The sequence below is a fragment of the Bacillus sp. AFS037270 genome, assembly GCF_002585305.1.
Genome location: NZ_NUNF01000005.1, coordinates 1 through 21,146 on the forward strand (window position 1 = coordinate 1; position 21,146 = coordinate 21,146).

24 protein-coding genes are annotated in these 21,146 nt (G+C 40.5%); 8 read left to right on the forward strand and 16 right to left on the reverse strand.

Annotated features, from left to right (window positions below; translation table 11 throughout):
- Positions 1-580: 580 nt before the first annotated feature.
- Positions 581-1,798, reverse strand: a complete 1,218-nt coding sequence (locus COD92_RS01915; protein WP_098528053.1) for an NAD(P)/FAD-dependent oxidoreductase — start codon at positions 1,796-1,798, stop codon at positions 581-583.
- Positions 1,799-2,266: 468 nt separating this feature from the next.
- Between COD92_RS01915 and COD92_RS01920 the strand changes: the two genes are divergently transcribed.
- Positions 2,267-3,265, forward strand: a complete 999-nt coding sequence (locus tag COD92_RS01920) for an NAD(P)/FAD-dependent oxidoreductase (RefSeq protein ID WP_098528052.1) — start codon at positions 2,267-2,269, stop codon at positions 3,263-3,265.
- A 38-nt stretch (positions 3,266-3,303) separates the two neighbouring features.
- On the opposite strand, the gene COD92_RS01925 is transcribed toward COD92_RS01920, so the two are convergent.
- Together COD92_RS01925 and COD92_RS01930 are read right to left on the reverse strand one after the other, a co-directional pair.
- Positions 3,304-3,669 carry a HesB/IscA family protein gene (locus tag COD92_RS01925; RefSeq protein ID WP_098528051.1) on the reverse strand — a complete coding sequence of 122 codons (366 nt, stop codon included), beginning with the start codon at positions 3,667-3,669 and terminating at the stop codon, positions 3,304-3,306.
- Positions 3,670-3,795: 126 nt separating this feature from the next.
- The gene (locus COD92_RS01930; protein ID WP_098528082.1) at positions 3,796-4,035 is read right to left on the reverse strand and encodes a YuzB family protein; all 240 of its coding nucleotides are present in this window, start codon (positions 4,033-4,035) and stop codon (positions 3,796-3,798) included.
- Between the two features lie 224 nt (positions 4,036-4,259).
- Here COD92_RS01930 and COD92_RS01935 point away from each other — a divergent pair, with 224 nt between their 5' ends.
- Positions 4,260-5,327: an NAD(P)/FAD-dependent oxidoreductase gene (locus COD92_RS01935; protein WP_098528050.1), complete on the forward strand. Its 1,068-nt coding sequence runs from the start codon at positions 4,260-4,262 to the stop codon at positions 5,325-5,327.
- Positions 5,328-5,362: 35 nt separating this feature from the next.
- Here the strand turns inward: COD92_RS01935 and COD92_RS01940 are convergent, their stop codons facing one another.
- Entirely contained in the window at positions 5,363-5,692 is a 330-nt protein-coding gene (locus COD92_RS01940) for a YuzD family protein (RefSeq protein WP_098528049.1), read from the reverse strand.
- Between the two features lie 150 nt (positions 5,693-5,842).
- Between COD92_RS01940 and COD92_RS01945 the strand changes: the two genes are divergently transcribed.
- A complete protein-coding gene (locus COD92_RS01945) occupies positions 5,843-6,082 on the forward strand; it encodes a NifU family protein (protein ID WP_098528048.1) in 240 nt (79 codons plus the stop codon).
- 188 nt (positions 6,083-6,270) lie between these two features.
- Here the strand turns inward: COD92_RS01945 and COD92_RS01950 are convergent, their stop codons facing one another.
- Entirely contained in the window at positions 6,271-7,260 is a 990-nt protein-coding gene (locus tag COD92_RS01950; RefSeq protein WP_098528047.1) for a 2-hydroxyacid dehydrogenase, read from the reverse strand.
- 81 nt (positions 7,261-7,341) lie between these two features.
- Positions 7,342-8,358: a spore coat putative kinase YutH gene (gene yutH, locus COD92_RS01955; RefSeq protein WP_098528046.1), complete on the reverse strand. Its 1,017-nt coding sequence runs from the start codon at positions 8,356-8,358 to the stop codon at positions 7,342-7,344.
- A 242-nt stretch (positions 8,359-8,600) separates the two neighbouring features.
- Here yutH and COD92_RS01960 point away from each other — a divergent pair, with 242 nt between their 5' ends.
- Positions 8,601-9,107, forward strand: a complete 507-nt coding sequence (locus tag COD92_RS01960; RefSeq protein ID WP_098528045.1) for a phosphatidylglycerophosphatase A family protein — start codon at positions 8,601-8,603, stop codon at positions 9,105-9,107.
- A 92-nt stretch (positions 9,108-9,199) separates the two neighbouring features.
- On the opposite strand, the gene COD92_RS01965 is transcribed toward COD92_RS01960, so the two are convergent.
- Both COD92_RS01965 and COD92_RS01970 read right to left on the reverse strand, forming a co-directional pair.
- Positions 9,200-9,964 carry a TIGR01457 family HAD-type hydrolase gene (locus tag COD92_RS01965; protein ID WP_098528044.1) on the reverse strand — a complete coding sequence of 255 codons (765 nt, stop codon included), beginning with the start codon at positions 9,962-9,964 and terminating at the stop codon, positions 9,200-9,202.
- Between the two features lie 72 nt (positions 9,965-10,036).
- The gene (locus COD92_RS01970; protein ID WP_098528043.1) at positions 10,037-10,474 is read right to left on the reverse strand and encodes a DUF86 domain-containing protein; all 438 of its coding nucleotides are present in this window, start codon (positions 10,472-10,474) and stop codon (positions 10,037-10,039) included.
- A gap of 182 nt (positions 10,475-10,656) precedes the next feature.
- Between COD92_RS01970 and COD92_RS01975 the strand changes: the two genes are divergently transcribed.
- Both COD92_RS01975 and COD92_RS01980 read left to right on the forward strand, forming a co-directional pair.
- Positions 10,657-10,923, forward strand: coding sequence for a DUF3055 domain-containing protein (locus tag COD92_RS01975; protein ID WP_098528042.1), 267 nt, complete (start codon positions 10,657-10,659; stop codon positions 10,921-10,923).
- A 58-nt stretch (positions 10,924-10,981) separates the two neighbouring features.
- Complete coding sequence (locus COD92_RS01980; RefSeq protein WP_098528041.1) at positions 10,982-11,266, forward strand: cytosolic protein; 285 nt, start codon at positions 10,982-10,984, stop codon at positions 11,264-11,266.
- 124 nt (positions 11,267-11,390) lie between these two features.
- On the opposite strand, the gene COD92_RS01985 is transcribed toward COD92_RS01980, so the two are convergent.
- The gene (locus COD92_RS01985; RefSeq protein WP_098528040.1) at positions 11,391-11,666 is read right to left on the reverse strand and encodes a YutD family protein; all 276 of its coding nucleotides are present in this window, start codon (positions 11,664-11,666) and stop codon (positions 11,391-11,393) included.
- A 119-nt stretch (positions 11,667-11,785) separates the two neighbouring features.
- On the opposite strand from COD92_RS01985, the gene COD92_RS01990 reads away from it, so the two are divergent.
- Positions 11,786-12,490, forward strand: coding sequence for a YhcN/YlaJ family sporulation lipoprotein (locus tag COD92_RS01990; protein WP_098528039.1), 705 nt, complete (start codon positions 11,786-11,788; stop codon positions 12,488-12,490).
- A 121-nt stretch (positions 12,491-12,611) separates the two neighbouring features.
- On the opposite strand, the gene lipA is transcribed toward COD92_RS01990, so the two are convergent.
- On the reverse strand, positions 12,612-13,529 hold the full coding sequence (gene lipA, locus COD92_RS01995) for a lipoyl synthase (protein WP_098528038.1): 918 nt from the start codon (positions 13,527-13,529) through the stop codon (positions 12,612-12,614).
- A gap of 175 nt (positions 13,530-13,704) precedes the next feature.
- On the opposite strand from lipA, the gene COD92_RS02000 reads away from it, so the two are divergent.
- Positions 13,705-14,709 carry a M23 family metallopeptidase gene (locus COD92_RS02000; protein WP_176550383.1) on the forward strand — a complete coding sequence of 335 codons (1,005 nt, stop codon included), beginning with the start codon at positions 13,705-13,707 and terminating at the stop codon, positions 14,707-14,709.
- Between the two features lie 71 nt (positions 14,710-14,780).
- On the opposite strand, the gene yunB is transcribed toward COD92_RS02000, so the two are convergent.
- The 6 genes from yunB to COD92_RS02030 all read right to left on the reverse strand — a co-directional run bounded on the left by yunB (position 14,781) and on the right by COD92_RS02030 (position 21,085).
- On the reverse strand, positions 14,781-15,572 hold the full coding sequence (gene yunB / locus COD92_RS02005) for a sporulation protein YunB (protein ID WP_098528037.1): 792 nt from the start codon (positions 15,570-15,572) through the stop codon (positions 14,781-14,783).
- Between the two features lie 122 nt (positions 15,573-15,694).
- A complete protein-coding gene (locus COD92_RS02010) occupies positions 15,695-15,997 on the reverse strand; it encodes a YunC family protein (protein WP_098528036.1) in 303 nt (100 codons plus the stop codon).
- Positions 15,998-16,064: 67 nt separating this feature from the next.
- Entirely contained in the window at positions 16,065-17,417 is a 1,353-nt protein-coding gene (locus COD92_RS02015) for a bifunctional metallophosphatase/5'-nucleotidase (RefSeq protein WP_098528035.1), read from the reverse strand.
- Positions 17,418-17,424: 7 nt separating this feature from the next.
- Complete coding sequence (locus COD92_RS02020; RefSeq protein WP_098528034.1) at positions 17,425-18,246, reverse strand: sulfite exporter TauE/SafE family protein; 822 nt, start codon at positions 18,244-18,246, stop codon at positions 17,425-17,427.
- Between the two features lie 19 nt (positions 18,247-18,265).
- The gene (locus COD92_RS02025; RefSeq protein WP_098528033.1) at positions 18,266-19,120 is read right to left on the reverse strand and encodes a DUF72 domain-containing protein; all 855 of its coding nucleotides are present in this window, start codon (positions 19,118-19,120) and stop codon (positions 18,266-18,268) included.
- A gap of 552 nt (positions 19,121-19,672) precedes the next feature.
- The gene (locus COD92_RS02030; protein ID WP_098528032.1) at positions 19,673-21,085 is read right to left on the reverse strand and encodes a family 43 glycosylhydrolase; all 1,413 of its coding nucleotides are present in this window, start codon (positions 21,083-21,085) and stop codon (positions 19,673-19,675) included.
- Positions 21,086-21,146 lie beyond the last annotated feature (61 nt).

A 21,146-nucleotide genomic window follows, 5' to 3' on the forward strand; every position in this document is an offset into this window, starting at 1 on the left:
TGCCTTCGGACAGGACATTACTGTTTTTGCCTTTCTCCTGTCTGAAGGTGACCCGCATTCAGACAAGACTACTATTTTTTGCCCTCCCCTTGTCTGAAGGTGACCTGCCTTCGGACAGGACATTATTTTTTTGCCTTTCCCATGTCTGAAGGTGACCCGCATTCAGACAAGACTACTATTTTTTGCCCTTCCCTTGTCTGAAGGTGACCTGCCTTCGGACAGGAATACTATTTTTTAGCCTTCTCTTGTCTAAAGGTGACCTGTCTTCGGACAGGTCATTACTGTTTTTGCCTTTCCCCTGTCCGAAGGTCAACTGCCTTCGGACAGGAATACTATTTTTTAGCCTCCCTTTGTCTGAAGGTGACCTGCCTTCGGACAGGAATACTATTTTTTGGCCTCCCCCTGTCCTAAGGTGACCTACCTCCGGACAGGACTTTATTCTTTTACTTTCCCCATGTTCGAATGTAGACTACCTTAGGATATCTCTGTATTATCATAGCAAAAAAGAACAGAGTTTCTCTGTCCTTTTTGTAAATATGATAGAAGCTACAACACCCGTCAAGGCATTCCGGCTCTCATATTAAAATAGATTAAATTTACCTTTTTTCAATACCATACCTGCTCCGCCGATCATATAAAGGGCACGGTTATCGACTACTTTTTTCATAAAGGAAGCTTTTCCGCCGGTAATCTTTTTGCCAAAAACCACACCGATCGCGTCATCTTCACCTAGTGAACATACGGTACCTTTATTATCGAACGTAAAGGTTTCTAGCTCAGACTTATCACGAACTAAAGCCGCAATATTTTTCGCTACAACCTCACCCTGCTGCATCGCAATTTGTGCTGTTGGTGGGTATGGACGATTGATTTCTTCGTTAATAACAAGAGAGCTGTCACCAATAATGAAGACATTATCAAATCCAGGAACGCGTAAATCTGGCTGAACCTTAACACGGCCTCTCATTGCTTCAAAACCTGATTTTTCGATGACAGAGTTACCACGTACACCTGCAGCCCAAACAACGGTTTCAGACTTAATTTCATATGGCTCAGCATCGCCTTTTGCTACAAGAATACCGCCAGGAACAGCCTCCTTAATTGCTGTACCAATTAAAAACTCTACACCTTTACGCTCTAGGGTAGAAACAGCGTAATTTACTAGCTCCGGATCGAATCCTGGCAATACAGTCGGGGCTGCTTCCACACAATAAATTTTTACCTTGTGGAAATCCACATCATATTCATGGCACAGTTCTGGAATCCGGTTTGTTAACTCACCCAGGAATTCAATTCCTGTAAAACCAGCACCACCAACAACGATAGAAAGACGATTGTCGTTCTTTTCTTCTTCCATATTGTAAGTAGCAAATTGATACTCAATATGCTCACGTAATTGACGTGCAGAATTGACGTTGGTAATTCCAAATGCATATTCCTTTAAACCCTTGATACCGAAAGTTTCCGGCTCACCGCCAAGGGCAATGACAAGGTAATCATAATCAACTTCGCCTTTTTCTAAAATAACTTTCTTTTCATCTTTATTAATCTCTACAACGGTATCCTGAACGAAATCAACCTTACTGCGGTCGATGACATCACGAATATCATAGCGGACCTTATCATGGTGAAGCGTACCAGCCGAGGCCTCATGTAACCATGTTGTTTCATAATGGTAGTCATTTTTATTTACTAACACAATATCCGCTTCATTTACGCCGATTAACTTTTGCAAACGAACTGTTGTAAGAAGTCCGCCGTAACCTGCACCAAGAATCACAATTTTAGGCTTTCTCAAAGTGATCACTTCCACCTTTTATAGTATTTTTTGTATAAATGCCCTTTTTCTTATCTTCCACTGCTATGACCATTTTTATTTTATTTAGCTGAAAATTAATGTATGTGAGATACTTCACGATACATAGCAAAAAAATTATGTGATGTAATTCACGAATAGGAATAAAGAAAAAGAAATGACGATCAGTACATAGAAACGTGTGAGGCATTTTAAAGTAAAAGAATGAATAAGATGAATAGAGACTCATTCACATAACTGTACTTATTTTGTCACACAATCTTAACAATATATCCACAATACATCTTATGCTAATTTCCCTCTATTTTCAAGCCATTTATAAAATATTTTAGCTGATTTTATTTATATAAAAAAATAATTTGTCTAAATGTTCACAATAATGGATATGTGGATGATGTTATTTATAATATATAAGGAATGGAGTTTGTTATACTCGATGGGGGGATTCGGATGCAAACGAATCAAAAAATTTTTGATATTACCATTATTGGCGGCGGTCCTACAGGTCTATTTACTGCCTTTTATGGCGGTATGAGACAAGCATCAGTAAAAATCATTGAGAGCTTGCCGCAGCTTGGCGGCCAGTTGTCAGCCCTATATCCGGAAAAATATATTTATGATGTAGCAGGTTTCCCAAAAATTCGCGCTCAAGAATTAATAAATAATTTGAAAGTACAGATGGCAAAATTCGAACCAACAGTCGTACTAGAGCAGTCAGTTGAAAAGCTAGAAAAACAAGCAGATGGCGTCTTTAAAATAACAACTAATCAGGAAGTCCATTATAGCAAATCGGTCATTATTACGGCCGGTAACGGGGCATTCCAGCCTCGTCGTTTAGAGCTTGAAAGTGCAGGGCAATATGAAAAGAAAAACCTCTATTACTTTATTGAAGACTTACATCAGTTCTCAGGGCAAAAAGTGGTTGTATTTGGCGGCGGAGACTCTGCTGTCGACTGGGCGTTAATGCTTGAGCCTATTGCTGCAAAGGTAACAATTGTTCACCGCCGTGAAAAGTTTCGCGCCCATGAGCACAGTGTTGAGAACCTCTATAACTCAAAGGTTGAAGTAAAAACTCCTTATGTTCCTGCACAGTTAATCGGTGACACTAACGGAATTAAACAAGTTGTCCTAAAGACCGTAAACGGTGAAGAAACGGAAACCATTGATGTCGATTCGGTTATTTGTAATTACGGATTTGTTTCATCACTGGGTCCAATTAAGGAATGGGGACTTGAAATTGAAAAGAACTCCATTGTCGTAAACTCAAAAATGGAAACCAATATACCAGGCATCTACGCAGCAGGAGATATTTGTACATATGCCGGAAAAACTAAACTAATTGCCTGTGGATTTGGCGAAGCACCAACTGCTGTCAATAACGCGAAATCCTACATTGATCCAAAAGCAAGAATTCAGCCGCTTCATAGTTCGTCCATGTTTAATAAATAAGAAAAAGGCGTCGTAATAGGCGCCTTTTGTGCTGAATTTTAGCATTCTTCTGGTGTACCAGCTGCAGTTGCAGTACGGAATGAAGAACCGCAGCCGCATGAAGCGATGGCGTTTGGATTATCAATCGTAAATCCGCCGCCCATCATTGATTCTTTATAGTCTATTTTTGTACCATTCAATATCGGGGCACTTTCTTTATCAACTAGAACAGTAATGCCATACTGTTCAAACTGAAGATCATCCTCATTTACTTCATGGTCAAAGCCCATTCCATAAGATAGGCCGCTGCATCCGCCGCCTTTTACACTAACACGTAAAAAGGCACCTTCCTCTTCATTATGCTTCATCATCTCTTTTATGTGTAATGATGCCGCTTCAGTCAGGATTACCAATTCTTTACTCATCATAACTCCTCCTTCTCCGCCGGCTTTTAAATTAGTATATACACTTATGATTCAAGTCTCAACTGAATAAAAGCACAATTTTTTAACTACCGCATTATATAAAAAGGAGCACAATTTGCTCCTTCATTAAAACATTGGATTTTCTTCCAAGTATTGATAAATATTATCAACTAGATCCTCAGGAGTATCTCCTGTGACAACCTCTCCATTTACGAGTGCATATAGAGAGAGGGCACATTTTCCACAGTATCCTAGACATCCATATTCAATTGTATCCAGGTTCGGATCTCTTTGAAGTTTTTCAAGTGCCTTTTGAGCACCGTTTGCCAAGTTGCTAATGCAAAATTCAATGATTGGTTTAATCAATGTTTTCACCTCTCCACACCTACTTATCCTACTCCATTTAAGCAAAATCGTCAATTACCACGTTCTTTATATACTTGTCAAGAATCAAATAAATAATGTTGTTATTTCGACACATTTTAGATATACTCAATTGTGGTTATGCTAGATAATATTATTCTACTATTTTTTATTCGTTTTATTTGACCAAAGATACATAAAGCCTGATAAATAAAGGGGTAATAACCATGAAAAACCTTGTGATTCTCGGTGGCGGCTATGGTGGAATGAAAATTCTTAACGAACTTCTTCCCAACCATTTGCCTGAAGATGTTACCGTCACACTTATCGACCGTGTTCCGTATCATTGTTTAAAGACGGAATACTACGCCTTAGCTGCCGGTACCATTTCTGATAAAGAAGTGCGGGTAGCTTTTCCTGAACACCCACGCTTGATGATTAAATATGGAGAGGTAACCGGAATTGATACGAGCGAACATAAAGTGATCTTGAAGGATGCCGAACCAATTGAATATGATGACCTAGTGATTGGTCTTGGCTGTGAAGATAAGTATCACGATGTCCCGGGAGCGGAGGAATTTACTTATAGCATTCAATCGATTGGAAAAGCCCGGCTTACTTATTCTGTCTTAAATAACCTTGGCCCAGGTTCGGTGGTTGGAATTGTCGGTGCAGGACTAAGCGGTGTTGAATTAGCAAGTGAGCTCAGTGAAAGCCGTGAAGACCTTCAAATAAAATTGTTTGATAGAGGTAAACACATTTTATCTTCATTCCCCGAAAGATTAAGTAAATATGTTGAGAATTGGTTCATCCGGAATAATGTTGAGATTATTAACCAATCCAATATTACAAAAGTGGAAGAAGGACGCTTGTATAACCACGACGAGCCGATTGATTGTGACGTTATTGTTTGGACGGCTGGTATTCAAGCGAATCAGATCGTCCGCCAAATGGACGGAGAAAAAGACCGCTTAGGAAGATTAATCGTGACACCTCACCATCACTTACCGAATGATGAACATGTGTTTATTGTCGGTGACTGTGCCAGTTCATCGCATGCCCCTAGTGCACAATTAGCTGAAGGACAGGCAGAACAGATTGTCGAAGTATTAAGAAAGCGCTGGAATGGTGAACCACTGCCTGCAGAATTCCCGCCTATTAAACTAAAAGGCGTCCTTGGCTCGCTTGGAAAAAAACAAGGCTTTGGGGTCATGGCGGACCGGGCTATCACAGGACGTGTCGCACGTATCTTAAAATCAGGAATTTTATGGCTATATAAATTTCATAATGGGTAATAAGAAAGCATTCCAGGCTTAGTCTGGAATGCTTTTTATGGTTGTGCTATATATCCGTATTTTTCAAGTTCTGCAAAAATTGTTTTCAAGCGAGGATTCCCTTCGCCGACGATTTTCTCGTTAATGACGACAACGGGATAAAACAAATCCTCCTCAATTACCCGTGTGGCAAAAGTTGTTTTTTCGTTGTCACCAGATGGCTGAAAAATATCCACATAGGTCATCTTAAACGGCTGATTCGGAAACTTTCTGCTAATGGCGGCTTCCAGCCATTCAAAGGTCTCTTTTGAAGATGGTAAATTCACACAGCTCGGGCATAAGGTCTCAGCACCATATAGAACAATTTCTACCTCATTTATTCCCATCAAAATCATTCCTGTCAGTTTTCTTTTATTTTAAACAAAAAGTAAGATAAAAACTAAAATAATGTTTTTTAATGTGTATTTTCCTAATTTCTGAGAATGGATTTTTAGCACCATTCACATTATAATATAATTAGGAAAGGAGTCGATCATATGGCAACAGAAACTGAAATTTTTGAGCAAGTTCAAGAAGTACTAGATAAATTACGTCCATTTCTTCTTCGTGATGGCGGAGATTGTGAATTAGTAGATGTAGAGGAAGGTATTGTAAAACTTCGTCTATTAGGTGCTTGCGGCAGCTGCCCTAGTTCTACCATTACACTAAAAGCCGGTATCGAAAGAGCCCTTCTTGAAGAAGTTCCTGGCATTGTAGAAGTTGAACAAGTATTCTAAATATCAAAAGCGGAAGCGCCTTGAACAGGGGCGCAAGGCTACAGACGAGCCGGCGAGAAGGCTGCTCTTTAGCCTTCTTGACGGATTGGCTGTAGACCTCTGAGCCCCTAGGCGCTGGAGCTAGATGTTTCTAACTAAAAATAGAGAGAAAAGCGATTGCCAAGAGCGGCAGTCGCTTTTCTTTATATTTATCCTTTTACTAAGGGCCGCCAGTCTTTATTAACTAATGTCTTAGGCTCTTTCCCGTCTAAAATAGACATTATATTTTCAACACACAACTGGACCATTGCTGTCCTGGTCTCTGTACTTGAACTTCCAATATGAGGGAGGGCAACAACATTCGGAAGTTTTAATAACGGATGGTCTGCTGGAATAGGTTCCTTTTGAAACACATCTAGTCCTGCTCCGGCAATCTCACCAGCCATAAGGGCTTCATATAATGCCTGTTCATCGACAACTGCTCCTCTTGCGGCATTAATAAAAATGGCGGACTGCTTCATTTTCTGGAAGACTTCTCGGGTAAACATGTTACTTGTCTCAGGTGTAAGTGGTGTCAGGCAGATAATGTAATCTGACTGCTTCACAAGATCATCAAAAGATGCGTAAGTAACCCCTAATTGCTGTTCTGCTTCAGGTTTTCTTGTCCGGTTAAAATATAGGATGTTCATGTCAAATCCTGTTGCTCGTTTCGCAACGGTTTCACCAATCCTCCCCATCCCGACAATCCCAAGTGTTTTATGGTGAATATCCTGACCCGCTAAAAGAAAAGGACTCCAAGCTTGCCATTTTCCCTCTTTTACAAACTCTGCCGCTTCCACAATTCTACGGGCAGCAGCCATTAAGAGGCCAAAGGTTAAATCTGCTGTTGTATCGGTAAGGACATCCGGAGTATTGCAGATGGCGATTCCTTTTTCACTAGCCGTTTTTAAATCAATATTATTAAATCCAACAGCAAGGTTTGCTACAACCTTTAGATTTTTTCCCGCTGTTAGAACACTTTCATCTATGGAATCCGCAAGTACTGTAAAAAGTGCATCTGCCTTTTTGGCTTCTTCCATTAAGATATCTCTAGGGACAGGAATATCATCATGTTTCCACATATGCACGTTATATTTTTCTTTTAATGGGTTCACAAGTGCATCTGGAAGCTTTCTCGTAATATAAACATAGGGCTTCATCTCGTGTCACATCCTTGGGCAGTTTTACTATTAGTGTAACATATTTTCTACGAGAAGCTTCCTTTTAACAACTAGATTGGATTATTTTGTATAAAGCCAATCTAGCGGCGGCAGATGTAATTGTTTGATTGGAGCACCGGATATTGGGTAGAATTCTGCTAAAAACCGTTCATAATCACTGGCTTGCCGTAATATTTTACTTAACCGTTCTTCCAGTACTTTCTTTTCCTGTTCAGAACGGGTGATATAATAACTCTCAATACAATCAAAATAGTGAAGCGGAAAAACTAATCGTGAATAGAGCAACCGCCATGAAAACGAGGATAAAGGCGCAATGCTCTGATAATCTTCATAAAAGTTCCTTAATTCGACTTGATAGGTTTGGATATTGCGAAAATATCGTTCCCTCGTCCACTCCGCCAAGTCTCGGCTTCGATGATCAAATACCCAATCAAACGGATTTTTAATCATGTACTTGTCATAAGGTCCCCAAGTTTTACTTGTAAACCGCTCATGACAAACGGTCCCGTTATCAGTTTCTTTGGGTTCATCATCAATTTCCGTATCGACTAAATATTGAATGGCATTCTCTGTCAGACCTAAATAATAAGGGAAAGAATCAACAAACATTCGCTCAAATTCATCTTCCGGTGATTGAAATAAAAGGCCATTCCAAACCCTTTCCATTTGCTCAAGACGTTTTTCCCATAATGTTTTCCATTGCCCAATCCGGCTTGCCCTTTCAATTTGAAACGGAACCCGTCTGCCTCGTTCATGGAACCTAGCTAGCTTTCGGCCTAACTTAATTTTCCGCTGTTCTTCCATTTGCCGATTGGCTAGTACGCAATATTGATTTTGTTCCCATGTGGTAATTAAGCTGCCTTCTTTAGACGGTAAAAAAATGGGCACATTTTGGTCCCCATAATTTCGTAAATGTTCCGCAATCTTTTCTAGTTCTGATATATCCTCTTCTGCCTTCCCTGCCGGTTTAGAAATCAAATAAAGCCAGCCATTTCCCCTCAAAGCCTCATACACATCTAACTTCACATATTCTTCTACCGTAACCCCATATTGATTCTCCAGCATTTTTTGAAGCATCCTCACACCCCGCCTCATTTACCTGTCTTACCCTATGTATATGTATAGCAAATAAAAACTTGATGTTTTTCAAAATAGTGAATAGGTTAAATAAAGCTGGGAATGATAACATTTTAGTTTGTTAATTGGAACTGCAATTGCATAAATTAAGGGAAAAGCGTATATATATAGTGAAAATAGAAAGTGCTGGAACTATTGTTTTTAGTATCAGATTTTATTTCACAAGGAAAAGGTGATCAGGAATGGCAAACGACAAAAAAGTGGATCTAACTGAGGAAACGGCACGCAAATGGTTGAAAGAAAGAGGCGTTGAAATTAAGGACATCGCAGATTTGGTCTTCTTTTTACAGGAAAAATATCATAAAAATTTAAAAATGGAAGATTGTCTTTCCAATGTGGAACGCGTTCTGTCAAAACGAGAAGTACAAAACGCGATTCTTACAGGTATACAGCTAGACGTACTTGCTGAAAAAGGATTATTGGAAGAGCCGCTTCAATCGATTATCGGGACGGATGAAAGTCTTTATGGTGTAGATGAAATCCTCGCATTTTCCATTGTAAATGTTTATGGTTCGATTGGTTTTACTAATTATGGCTACATTGATAAATTAAAGCCTGGCATTTTGGCTCATTTAAATGATAAATCAACCGGTGAATGTCATACCTTCTTAGATGATATTGTCGGTGCGATCGCTGCGGCAGCCTCAAGCAGACTCGCCCACCGTGCCGCACATGAGGCCGAAGAGTAGAGTAAGAAAAGCGCTGGAGCTAGACAATTCTCAAAGTTAAAAACTTTTATACTTTTCTATCTAAATAAGGGATGGAGTGATCTCCATCCCTTTTACACATCCCATTCGTCTAATGTATCAATGGAATACGTTGGCTTCCGGTCATATCCCGTTAGCAATTCTTTGGTGGTGACTCCTGTATGAACGAGCAAAGTATCCATGCCGGCATTCATGCCCGCTAAGATGTCGGTATCATAATAATCCCCTACCATCAGCGTTTCTTCCTTAGAGGTACCTAATACCTTTAAGGCCTGCTCCATGATAATCGCTTCTGGCTTTCCGATAAACGTCGGCTTTGTTTGGGTCGAAACTGCGATAACCGAGGTGAGTGAACCGTTTCCTGGGAGCAGCCCTCTCTCTGTCGGGATAGCGATATCTCCGTTTGTTGAGATAAATTGAGCCCCATTGCGGACTGCCAGGCAGGCTACAGCTAATTTTTCATAGCTGATTTCACGGTCAATCCCGATGACAACAAAGTCAGCCTCTTCCCCCGCAGCTCTAAAACCTTTCTCCTCAATCGCTGATTGAAGTCCCTCTTCCCCAATTACAAAACACCTAGCATCCTTTTTTTGTTCAGCAATATAATTAGCCGTCGCTTGACTTGTCGTAAAAACAAGCTGCTCCTCTGCCGGGATGTCAAAGCTGTTTAATTTATCAGCCACCTGGGCTGGTGTCCTGGAAGAATTATTAGTTACAAATAAATATGGAATATCTTTAGCCTTCAGTTTTTTCACAAAGTCAGATGCCGCCTCAATCCGTTCTGTTCCTTTATACATCGTGCCATCTAAATCAATCAAGTAGCCTTTATATTTTTTCATTTTGTAGAATCGCTCCTATGTATACCGATTGTGATCTTAAAAGTGAAATAGACCGTATGAACGGTCCATTCATTAGTTTTTAAACGCTGAAACAGGTCCTAATTCATTGACTAAATAATCACGGACATTGGTTGAAAAACTCTCTAATTCATGGAGATACCGTAAAAATTGTTCCTGCAGTTCGTGATGAGGAATCTCTAGATAATCCTGAACAAGGTTTTTCCGATAAAGAATAAGGACCTTTAAATTTTCACCAGTTGTCCCACTAATCACCTTTTCATCGATTAAAATATCAATAATATCCTCATAACTGCCGGGGTCACGCATGATAAAGCCATCGATCATGCTATTTCCAACATCTAAAATTGACTCAATCATCATTTGACATAGACGCTCCAAGGCTGCCCTTTCAAGAGGCGTTGACCATTCCTTTTGACCTCGGAATAGACGGATTTGTACTTCTAAATATTTCAGCATGCTTTCAATTTTTTCTCTGTCAACAAAATACACCTAGTCCACTTCCTTCCGCCGTTCTTATTGTATGTAATCATTCCAGTTCTTATTGTATCACAAACCAAGCCTTGCGAATTTATTAGCGGACAGAAATCATGAAACTTGTCCTCCCAACATGAACGCAAATTTGATACTATAGAGGAGATGGAAAATAGTTAAACCAAAAAGGAGACAAACGAATGCAGGAACGTTTTTATTTATACGATGATACAGAAAATACAAAAACACGATTTGTCAGTTTTGTTGGCGAAAATCAACGCTTTGATTTGGCCATTACGCAAACAAATCGCCATTATGGAAAATCGTTAGTTTTAGATATGCAAGGAAATCGTTTTGCCATTATTGGCCCAGATGACTTAGAGGAAGAAGGATATTTAGAGTTTGCATTTCAATTAAACGAAGAGGACGCAGAGGAACTGCGCAGCTTTTTAGCAGAAATCGTCTAATGAACAACACATGTTTTTCACTCCACGGTCTCATAATAAGGGCAAAAGGAGTGAAACCATGACAAATAAAGGCTCTGAAAAATATACAGAATTATCAAACGTTGAAAAACAACAAAATTATCTGACGGCGCAAGAGTTTCCTGAAGGTCCCTATGGTTCACCAATTCGAAAAAATCAACCAGTTCAGAATAAAAGTACTCCATGGGAAGACGGACAACGTTATTACAGCAATTTTAACTATGAAAATAAATCATTGCATCAGGATATTCCAAGGCAGATGGAGGGAGCCCATCCGACCCATGATGATCCAAATATAGATAATCAAGCACCTTATGACAATTAAAAGGGAAAGCGCCTTGACCAGGGAAAAAAGTAGTTCATTTTTTCCCTAGGGGCTTATGACCCCGAGCCCCTAGGCGCTGGATCTGGATATCAATAAAAAAGAAGGGTCAGTTTACTGATCCTTCTCATTTTTTTACTTTTTTCAATACAAAAAAGGCACAGCCAAAGTTGCAATATTCGTATAGATACTCACTTAGGGTACTAATTTTGGTATCAAATGTAGCCTTTTGGTTTTGATCATCAAAAAAACCCTTAAGACGAAGCTGCCCATATCCCCAATCACCGACAATATAGTCATACCTCGCTAAAATATCACTGTATCTTGCTTTTAAGGCTTCTTCATTATACCCATTTCGATATTCCTGGATGATTTCATATGTGGTATTGTTGATCACAATCATCTATCTCACCTCGTTTTTAACCGACAAATTCCTACTTTCCATTATACCTGATTCACCATCAATTGCTAAGAAAATAAATGCCTAGATTGGTCATCCTATGTATAGGAGGTGCTTTAAACTTGAAAAAGTTACTCATAATCGCAGGATTATGTACAATAACTGCATTAAGTGGATGCTCAAAGGATACAGGAAAAAATGATGTATATGACGAGAGCGGAAACACCATTAACGTAAATAATAAACGGCATGAACTTTACAATGAAGGCGGAAGCCGCGGTATTCGGAATACGAGTACAAGCTATGGTTATGTTCGTCACCAAAAGAGCCCATTAATGAACGATAAAATAGCTAACGATCATTACACTGCTCTTGACCGCGAGCAACTAGCTAATATTATTAGTAAGTACAGTGCAGATATTCCAAATGTCCATGACGTTGCCACACTGGTCACCGACCAAGAAGTGTTGATCGCATATGATACGGATTCTAAGAAACGGAACCTCACAGCGGACCAAGTGAAAAAGACGGCCTTCTCGGTGGTACCGCGTTATTACCATGTTTATGTGTCAGATAATTCTAAATTGATGCGTGATGTGGAGAACCTTGCAAGCCTTGATTCTACGAGCCGGAATGCCCGTCATACGGTCAATAGCGTGATTAAGCAAATGTTAAAGTCGCCTCAAGGAGCACGGTTAAATGCAAGTGAAGACGAAAATGGCCGAACACCGGATGACTTTGATATCAACAAAACTCCAAAAGCTAATAATAAAATAATAAACAATGCCAAAAATACGAATCAAAATTCCAATATGAGCAACAAATAAGAACAAATGCGCAAGCGCCTTGATTAGCCCGACAAGCATAAGACGAGCCGGCNNGGGGCTAGGCGCTGAAGCTGAGAAAACGAAAAAGAGTTCATGCCTGGGTGGCTGAACTCTTTTTATTTTAAGCTTCTTTAGCCTCTTTTTCACCGAGCATTTGCTTATGTTTGGCTGCTGCATTAACTTGCTCATCGGCATGGTATGAGGAGCGAACAAGAGGACCAGCTTCACAATGGCTAAAACCTTTACTTAGCGCAATTTGCTGGAATTCCTTAAATTCATCAGGAGTATAATACTTCTCAACCTTTAAATGACTTTTGGTCGGCTGCAGATATTGTCCAATTGTCATGATGTCAACGTTGTTAGCTCTTAGGTCATCCATAACTTCCAATATCTCTTCTTTTGTTTCTCCAAGACCAATCATTAAGCTGGATTTAGTTGGAATGCTTGGCTGCATTTCTTTGGCACGGCGGAGGAACTCCAGTGAACGGTCATATTTAGCGCGTGCACGTACTCTTGGAGTTAATCGTCTAACAGTTTCAATATTATGGTTAAGAATATCCGGCTTGGCATCCATTAAGATTTTTAAGTTCTCTTCCTTTCCACCCATATCCGATGGAAGAACTTCAATACTTGTAAATGGATTTTTACGGCGAATAGCTCGTACCGTTTCAGCAAATACAGCTGCTCCGCCATCTTTTAAGTCATCCCGAGCAACAGCCGTTACAACGACATGTTTTAGGTTCATTAATTGAACAGAATCGGCAACTCTTTCTGGCTCTTGCCAATCGAGTTCTGTTGGAAGACCTGTTTTTACCGCACAGAAACGGCAGGCACGTGTACAGGTATCCCCAAGGATCATAAAGGTTGCCGTACGTCTTACGGCCCAGCATTCATGAATATTAGGGCATCTAGCTTCTTCACAAACGGTATGAAGATTTTTTTCCCGCATCATTTTTTTTAAGCCTGTATATGACTCATTGGTATTTAATTTTATTTTTAGCCATTCCGGCTTACGTAAAATTTCTTCTTTCTTGCTCATTTTTACACTCCTCAAAATAACTTATATGGTTCAATTTGAGCTCTTCTTCTGTCACTTTATCATACTAGAGGATGAACAACAAGCAATTAAAATTGGATTACCAATTATTAACCATAATGAAATATCAGAAGTATCACACACTAATCTTGTACATTAATTGGAAGGAGGATTCCTGTTGCGGGCTGTTCTAATTATTGGAACCATCCTTATACTTTTTATTTCTACTTTGTCTGTCAGGGATGCTCATGCACAAGAAACCGATCCCTATCAGGAAAGAATGAAGCTTTATAAAAAAGTGGAAACCATTACTCAAATCCCTTGGTATTACTTAGCAGCCATTGATCAATACGAGAGAAGTGTCCGCCTAGCTCGCAGAGATTTACCAAAAGCTGATGGTGTCATTGGTATTTATTTTCGTCCTGAGGTGTGGGCAGGTTTGACCAATCCTAATCCAAACGAAAAGAATCCGGCTGTCATTCAGCTTTTTAATGGTATGGGCGTTGATGGAGACGGAGATGGCAAAGCGAGTTTAAAGAGCGATGAGGATGTTTTATATGCATTCGCAAATTATCTCCTTTCATACGGTGTTGATCCTGATAATCTTAAAATTGGGTTATGGAACTACTATCATCGCGATCGAACAGTTGGCATTATTGCTGGGAAGGCTAAAATTTACCGCCAACTTGGGCGCTTGGATTTAGATAAACGTGTTTTTCCTGTTCCTTTATACAGCAATCACAGTTACCGTAGTACCTGGGGCGACGCGCGCGGCTGGGGCGGCAGAAGAATTCATGAAGGAACTGATATTTTTGCTAATTATGGTGTTCCCGTCCGAGCTACGGCCTATGGGATTGTTGAGATGAAAGGCTGGAATAAGTTCGGCGGCTGGAGAATCGGCATCCGTGATATTAATAACACTTATCATTATTTCGCCCATCTTAGCGGCTTTGCTAAAAATCTTCAAGTCGGACAAGTGGTTGAACCCGGTATGGTCATTGGCGGTGTAGGCAGCACCGGATACGGTCCTCCGGGAACTTCCGGAAAATTCCCACCTCATTTACATTACGGAATGTACAAAGATAACGGGATTACCGAATGGTCATTTGATCCCTATCCACACTTAGCACAGTGGAAACGGTTGGAACGGATAGAGCTTCGAAAAACGAAAAGTTCCCGTTGAGAGAGTTTCCCCTTGAAACATAGCATACAAAAAAGGACTATCCTGATTTGGATAGTCCTTACTAATTGTTCTTAGTTAGTTTTTTTAGTTTCACTCTTGCTTGTGTCCGTCTTTTTTTCCGGTATCTGTATGGAAGGTGTTAGGCTCCCTCCATGATTATAAAATTGCGGTACTTCCCCTTCCACAAGGGTTCCACCAACCGGTATGCTTTGTTTTAGCTTCGTCACTTTAGTTGCAAATGGAGTAATAATTTGCACCGAAACCTCTATATCTACAGAAACCTCCATCCACGTGTTGTTGATTCCCATTTCTTTTGTGGCAATATGCACATCCGGTTCTACTTCACCGATGGCATGAAATTTTACTGGTATTTTCGGGCCAATATTTCCCAATAAAGTGATATTCGTTGCCTGCCCTAAAGGAATATACCAGACAATTCCGTCCTCTTTTTCGGTATTTTCTGTTTCGATTTCCACATCATTTTCCAATAGTGCAATATCACCTTTTTTAGCTGTTTTTAAATTCTTTTGAATCTGAGCTGTGGTTTCTGCCAGTACTCGATTGATTAAATCTGTATTTAATTGAGCATTTTGCCCTTTGCCGTTACTGCCTGGTACTATTTTAATCACATCATTATTATCACCAACATTGGTGGTACGTTTGGTAATGGCTCTGTTGATGACAAGTGAGGCGATATTCCGTGTTTCAGATGTAGCAATTCTCATTAAAGTCGGCTCAATCCCCTTATTCACGAGCCATAATCCTGAAGCAGTAGAGAACAAGAAAAGGATAAAGGATAACAACAGGACGTAGCGGAAAGGCAGAGGCCCCCGTTTGCGAAGCCGTCTAGAAAACTTAGCCAAGTAAATCACCCCTTCTTGTTATATGTATGCACAAGAAAGATGAACTAGCCCATAAAAAAGGAGCAGCTGAAGCTAGCACTATTGCAAACCAAAGAAAAATGCCTGCTAAATATAGCAAGCATTTAAATCATTTTAAGCAAAGCCTCTTTACCGATCATTCCCTTATGAATTCCAAGTTCCTCTGCTTCCCATGTGACCGACTCTAAAGGGGCGTTTAGAAGCTGCTCAATCGTCCGGACGCCGACAGCCCGGCCAGCAATGATTTTTCGATCTCTTAGTTTATCATTTAATAGGCCTACGTCTAATGCACCACACATGATATAGCCCTTATCATTTGAAACGGTTAGCAAGGTGGTTTTAGGGAGTAAAACAGTAACAGCCAAGAAGGTATGGCCATTAATTTCAATTGGTGAAAGCTCAACCAAAGGTTCCTCACCCCTTTCCTTACTATCACTGTATGATTAGAAGGATTAAAGGGTGACAGGCTATGGTCTATTCGTGTTTTTCCAACTCCCATTTTAATAAGTCCCGTAAGAATTCCGGGAGAAGATAGTTCTTGTGTTTATGCGGTAAAACCTCTTTGAAAAAATGACCAAAGGTAAACATATCGGGAAGCGCCAAAGTATAGGTTTTATCTTGTTCCAAGGACGTATCATTGATGAAAATTTGATCATCTGCAAAGTGGATTCCCTCATAAACAAAAATCCCCAAGACGGTCCCTCTAAAACCTAGGCCTTTTATTTCTCTGCGAGCTAATTCAGCACCATTTGTTTCCGTAAGTATTTTTTCCAGCTCCTCCCCAGTCAGTTCAATGATGCATGGATTAATGGGATGAGGACAAATTTTAAGCAAATCATAGGTCGTTACCTCACCAGATAATGAGCCCAAGAAAAGACCAGCGTTTATCATCGCACAATCGGTTTGGCACCACTCTCGTAAAGCTTTGCACAGTAATTGCGAAAGATTTGTTTCATGAAAAGAATCATGAAGTAATGGGTCCTTAAGAATGGTTATTTGTTGATTGAGAAGCTCTTTCCCCTTTTCAAAAAGGTCCGCAATTTGCTCCTGTTCGTTTTTGGACTCGGGGATCTCCTCAAAGTCGTAAAGAATGGCTTTTTTATTTTCAACATCCTTATCCTCATTGACGGTGAGTGTCATATGACCGACATAATGACCAAATTTCCCCGCGGCTCCAATTAGTGTCTGCCCGACGACCTCCCCTTGTTCGAGGAAATGATGGGTATGTGCCCCTAAAATCACGTCGATTTCTGGAAAATTGGCAGCTATGTTTTCATCATCTTGAATTCCAAGGTGGGAAAGTAAGATGATTATATCAGCCTCTTTCCTTAAAGGCTTCAGCCATTTTTTTAGCTCTGAAATTGGATCGGTGATTTCCCATCCCAGCAGATTGTATAGATGGCTAAAGCAGGCAGTGAGGCCAATGACCCCAATTCTAGTTCCTGTTTTTGTGTCATAGATTTTATAAGGTTTGACCCAATTAGGATAGCCACCATTGATTTTAAAAAGGTTTGCGTTAAGTACATCGAAGTCTGCATCATCATATAGATGATCCAAATCTTCATGGGGAAGATTAACTCCCTCATTATTACCAATCGTAACAGCTGTATAGCCGCAACTATTTAGCAGTTCAATATTCCCTCTTCCCTTCGTTGCTTCCGTATAAGGATGCCAGCGGTCAATGAAATCACCAATATCAAATAAAAAAAGCTCTTCTTCCCTGGTGTGGTAATACTCCTTTTTTTCCATAAGGAAACTGTGGATTCGGGGCCAATGCTCCAAGTGGCTGTGAAAATCATTTGTATGAAAGATATGTATTGTTTCCATGTTTGTCCTACCCTGTTATCCCTTGATAGATTAAGCGCACCCCAACAATGATGAGGGTGGCCCTGATAATGATGACAATCGTTTTACTCTTAAACCTCGTATTTAAATAGACACCAACCTTTGCACCAATCCATGCTCCCGGCACTAAGGCCAAGGCATAAAGCCAATTCACGTTCCCTAACGAGATATGTGTGATGGAACTAAGGATTGAAGTTGGTAAAATCATGAACATCGATGTAGCTGTCGCCACATGCGGCGGGAAGAAAAATAGCAAGATCATCGTTGGTACCATGAGTGAGCCGCCGCCGATTCCAAAAATTCCTGATAGGAACCCGACGACAAATGCAATCACGACTCCTAAAATAGGGTTAAAACCATATTCAAAGGAGCGGCCGCTATTATCGGTAAAAGTACGGACAATTCCTTTATTCTTGGAAAACGGAAGCGGCTTTAATTTGTCCTTAACGATTAGGACGAACGAGACAAAAAGAATAAATGTACCAAAATAGATGTTAAAAGAATGTAAGCCCATTTTTTCCGTTACCCATGCACCCAAAATACTTCCTGGTCCGCTGCCGATTAGAAAAATGAGTCCGCTTTTATAATCGACCGTTTTATGCTTCATATAAGCAAGTGTCGATGATAAGCCGGTAAAAATCATCGTAAACAGCGAGGTACCTACTACCACTTGTGGTGTCAAGTGATGGAAGGACGGGAGGGTTGCCAGGTAAAGCAAGGCAGGAACGACAATAATTCCTCCTCCCATGCCAATCAGGGAGCCGAGTGAACTAGCTGCAATTCCTATTAATATTAAGAGTATCCACTCCATTTGTGTTCACCTTCTAAGTCTATAGTTCATTAAATAAATCGAGCTGCTTGGGTGCGAGCCCTTCATATGTGAGCTGTAGGAGTTTCATCATTTCTTTTGCATTATCGGCGGCATCCCCGCCGGAGTTATTGTTAAACAGAAGGTATACATGCTTACATTCCGCTGCCAAATTTTCGATATGAGCCTTCCATTCCTGCAGTTCCTGTTGATTATAGCGATAGAGATATCGGACCTCCCGCCAGTTATCCGCATTCCGCTTCTGCCAGCCGTAAACATTGCGGCCATGAAATCTTACGAGGACTTGGTCTTTTGTGGTAGGCTGCAGAACAGTGGGAATAGATCCTTCCCCTGATTGCGGCTCGTCGCAAATACTATGAATCCATTTTTCTGATTTCATAAATTCTAGTGTTTTTTGCCGATAAGCAGCGGCAAACCAGGATTGGTGCCGGAATTCTAGGGCGCAAGGGATGTCCCCCATTTCTTGTCTGCACCATCTTAGATAATCGACATTTTCTCTTTTACAATCAAACCAGGGCGGAAATTGAAATAGGACCATAGCTAATTTGTTTTTTTCAATGTAGGGTTCTAATGACTCTTTAAAGGCTTTGAACATGGTATGTATGTTGTCAAACGGAAGTTCTCCCCGCTGATGGCCGGTCATCCCTTGATAGGCTTTGACAATAAATTGAAAATTATCCGGGGTGTCATTGACCCACTTTTCAGCATTTCGTTTAGGCTGGATGGCATAGAAGGCGGAGTCCACTTCCACGGTTGGAAAGTGTCCGGCATATACCTTTAGTTTATCTCTTGAGGTTATTTTATCTGGATAAAGGCTATCATGGTCGCCCCAACCGGTTACACCAATGTAGATCATGTCTGTCACCCCTATCTTATAATAGCATAACCATTTTTTGTTCTGCCAAAATAACGGCAGCTAGTGTTGGTTTTTTGCGATCGGAATTGTTGGTAGATTAATTCCGCGAGATTTGTGAGTTTTTCCGCCGGTTTTTGGTTTTTTTCCGTCGGTTTTCTAATTAATTCCGCCGAATATCAATTTATTTCCTCAATATAGCAGCGGAGCCATTAGTATCACAACACACTTGATATAAAAAATACCCGCCTGCCATAAATGGCAACCGGGTAAATTTATAATATATTATCCAATAGAGCCTTCCATCTCAAACTTGATTAATTTTGCTTAAAACAGCGTGAAATGATATATATATATAAGCGGCTGAAGCTTAATATAAAGCAAATTTTTTAAATAACTTAAAATACAAAATAAATTCATTTCGGCACAAAATCGGCACGGTTCGAGCAAGTACTGATGCCACATAAACAAGGATTTTCCAGGGTTTCAAATGCAAATATCATCCCTTATGTAAGGATGAATAATGGTATTTCTTTCGGATAATGTAAGTAATGTTTATTCCAAAGTAAAAGAAGCGAGACTCGCGTTACCGATCCCCGTATAAGTAAAATACAATACCTGTATGCCGTCCGGAATGGTAATATCAGCGGAATATTCTGTCCATATGTTCGTAAACCCAACAGGTATTTTTCCGAGGGCCGGCCCGTTCCATGATGTTTTGACTTCAAAAGTTCCATTGGCATACCCACGCACCTTGATTTTGACTTTTCGAATACCGTCGCATTGGAAATATTTAAAACCGGCTGTAGCAGAATCCCTCATATTAGCAATGTATCCGATTTCTTCATCCCCATCTTTTCCATCCTGTGTAATCTTCGGAAATCGTCCGTCCATCCATGCCCCGAGAGAACCCGAATACAATTCCTCATCCTTACAGAATAGATTGCATGCCACATAAGCTGGATATTCTCCGCGACCCGCTAGTGGTCCTCCATTGGACCCGCAGGATGTCATCTCTACTTGGGGTATTGTGCCATCTTCCCTAAATTCAATCGGTTCAACACAGCCCTGTCGGCTGAAAACTGTTCCGTTGGTATGCCTGTGATAAAAGATGTACCATTTCCCATTAATTTCAACAATACTGCCGTGGTTATTGTAACCATAATACATAGGCTTGTCCGCTGGTTTGTAAGTATCGATATGAAGATCGGCATTGCTTACGATGACTCCCTGGTAGACAAAGCCTTCTGTCGGATGTTTGCTAGTCGCATAGCAAAGCTCATGCATGACGATAGAGGAGTAGATAAAATAATAAGTATCTCCTTTTTTCCTAATGGACGGCGCTTCAAAAAACTCATGTCCTTCGTACCCGCTGCCTTTGCTGTAGGGCTCACTTGGTGCAATAAAAACTGGTTCTTCCATAATTGTAAGCATATCCGGACCAATTACCGTCGCCATGGCACCCTTTCTTGATTTGTCACCAGCTGCACAAAAGCCAGTGTACAAATAGGTTGTGTCGCCTTCGGTCAAGACCCCTGGGTCGAATTGAGGCTGGTCGCCCTCTTTTTCCCCCAAGCGTGTTCCATCTGAATAATGCACATAACCGTAAAATTCGTAACGGCCCGCCGGCGAATCACAGACGGCTACCGACACAACGGGGACTTTGTCAAGCACATAATAGAGATAATACCGACCATCTGAACCTACTGTGACATCTGGTGCATAAAGACACATTCTGCCATCAGGATTGAGTGGATCATCTGTTTTTTTGTAAATGACACCTTCATACCGCCAATCACCTAAATTATCCACTGGTGCAGACCAGCACACATAATCGTTTATGCAAAAGACATGCCCGTTAAAACGATCATGAGAGCCATACACATACACTCTATCATTAAAAACATATGGTTCTCCATCAGGAATATATTCCCACGATGGAAGATACGGATTGAATCCTTGCTTCATCCTCACTCCACTCCTTGTATCTTAATAAATAGGTTACTTTAACAGCAAATAAAAAATATGG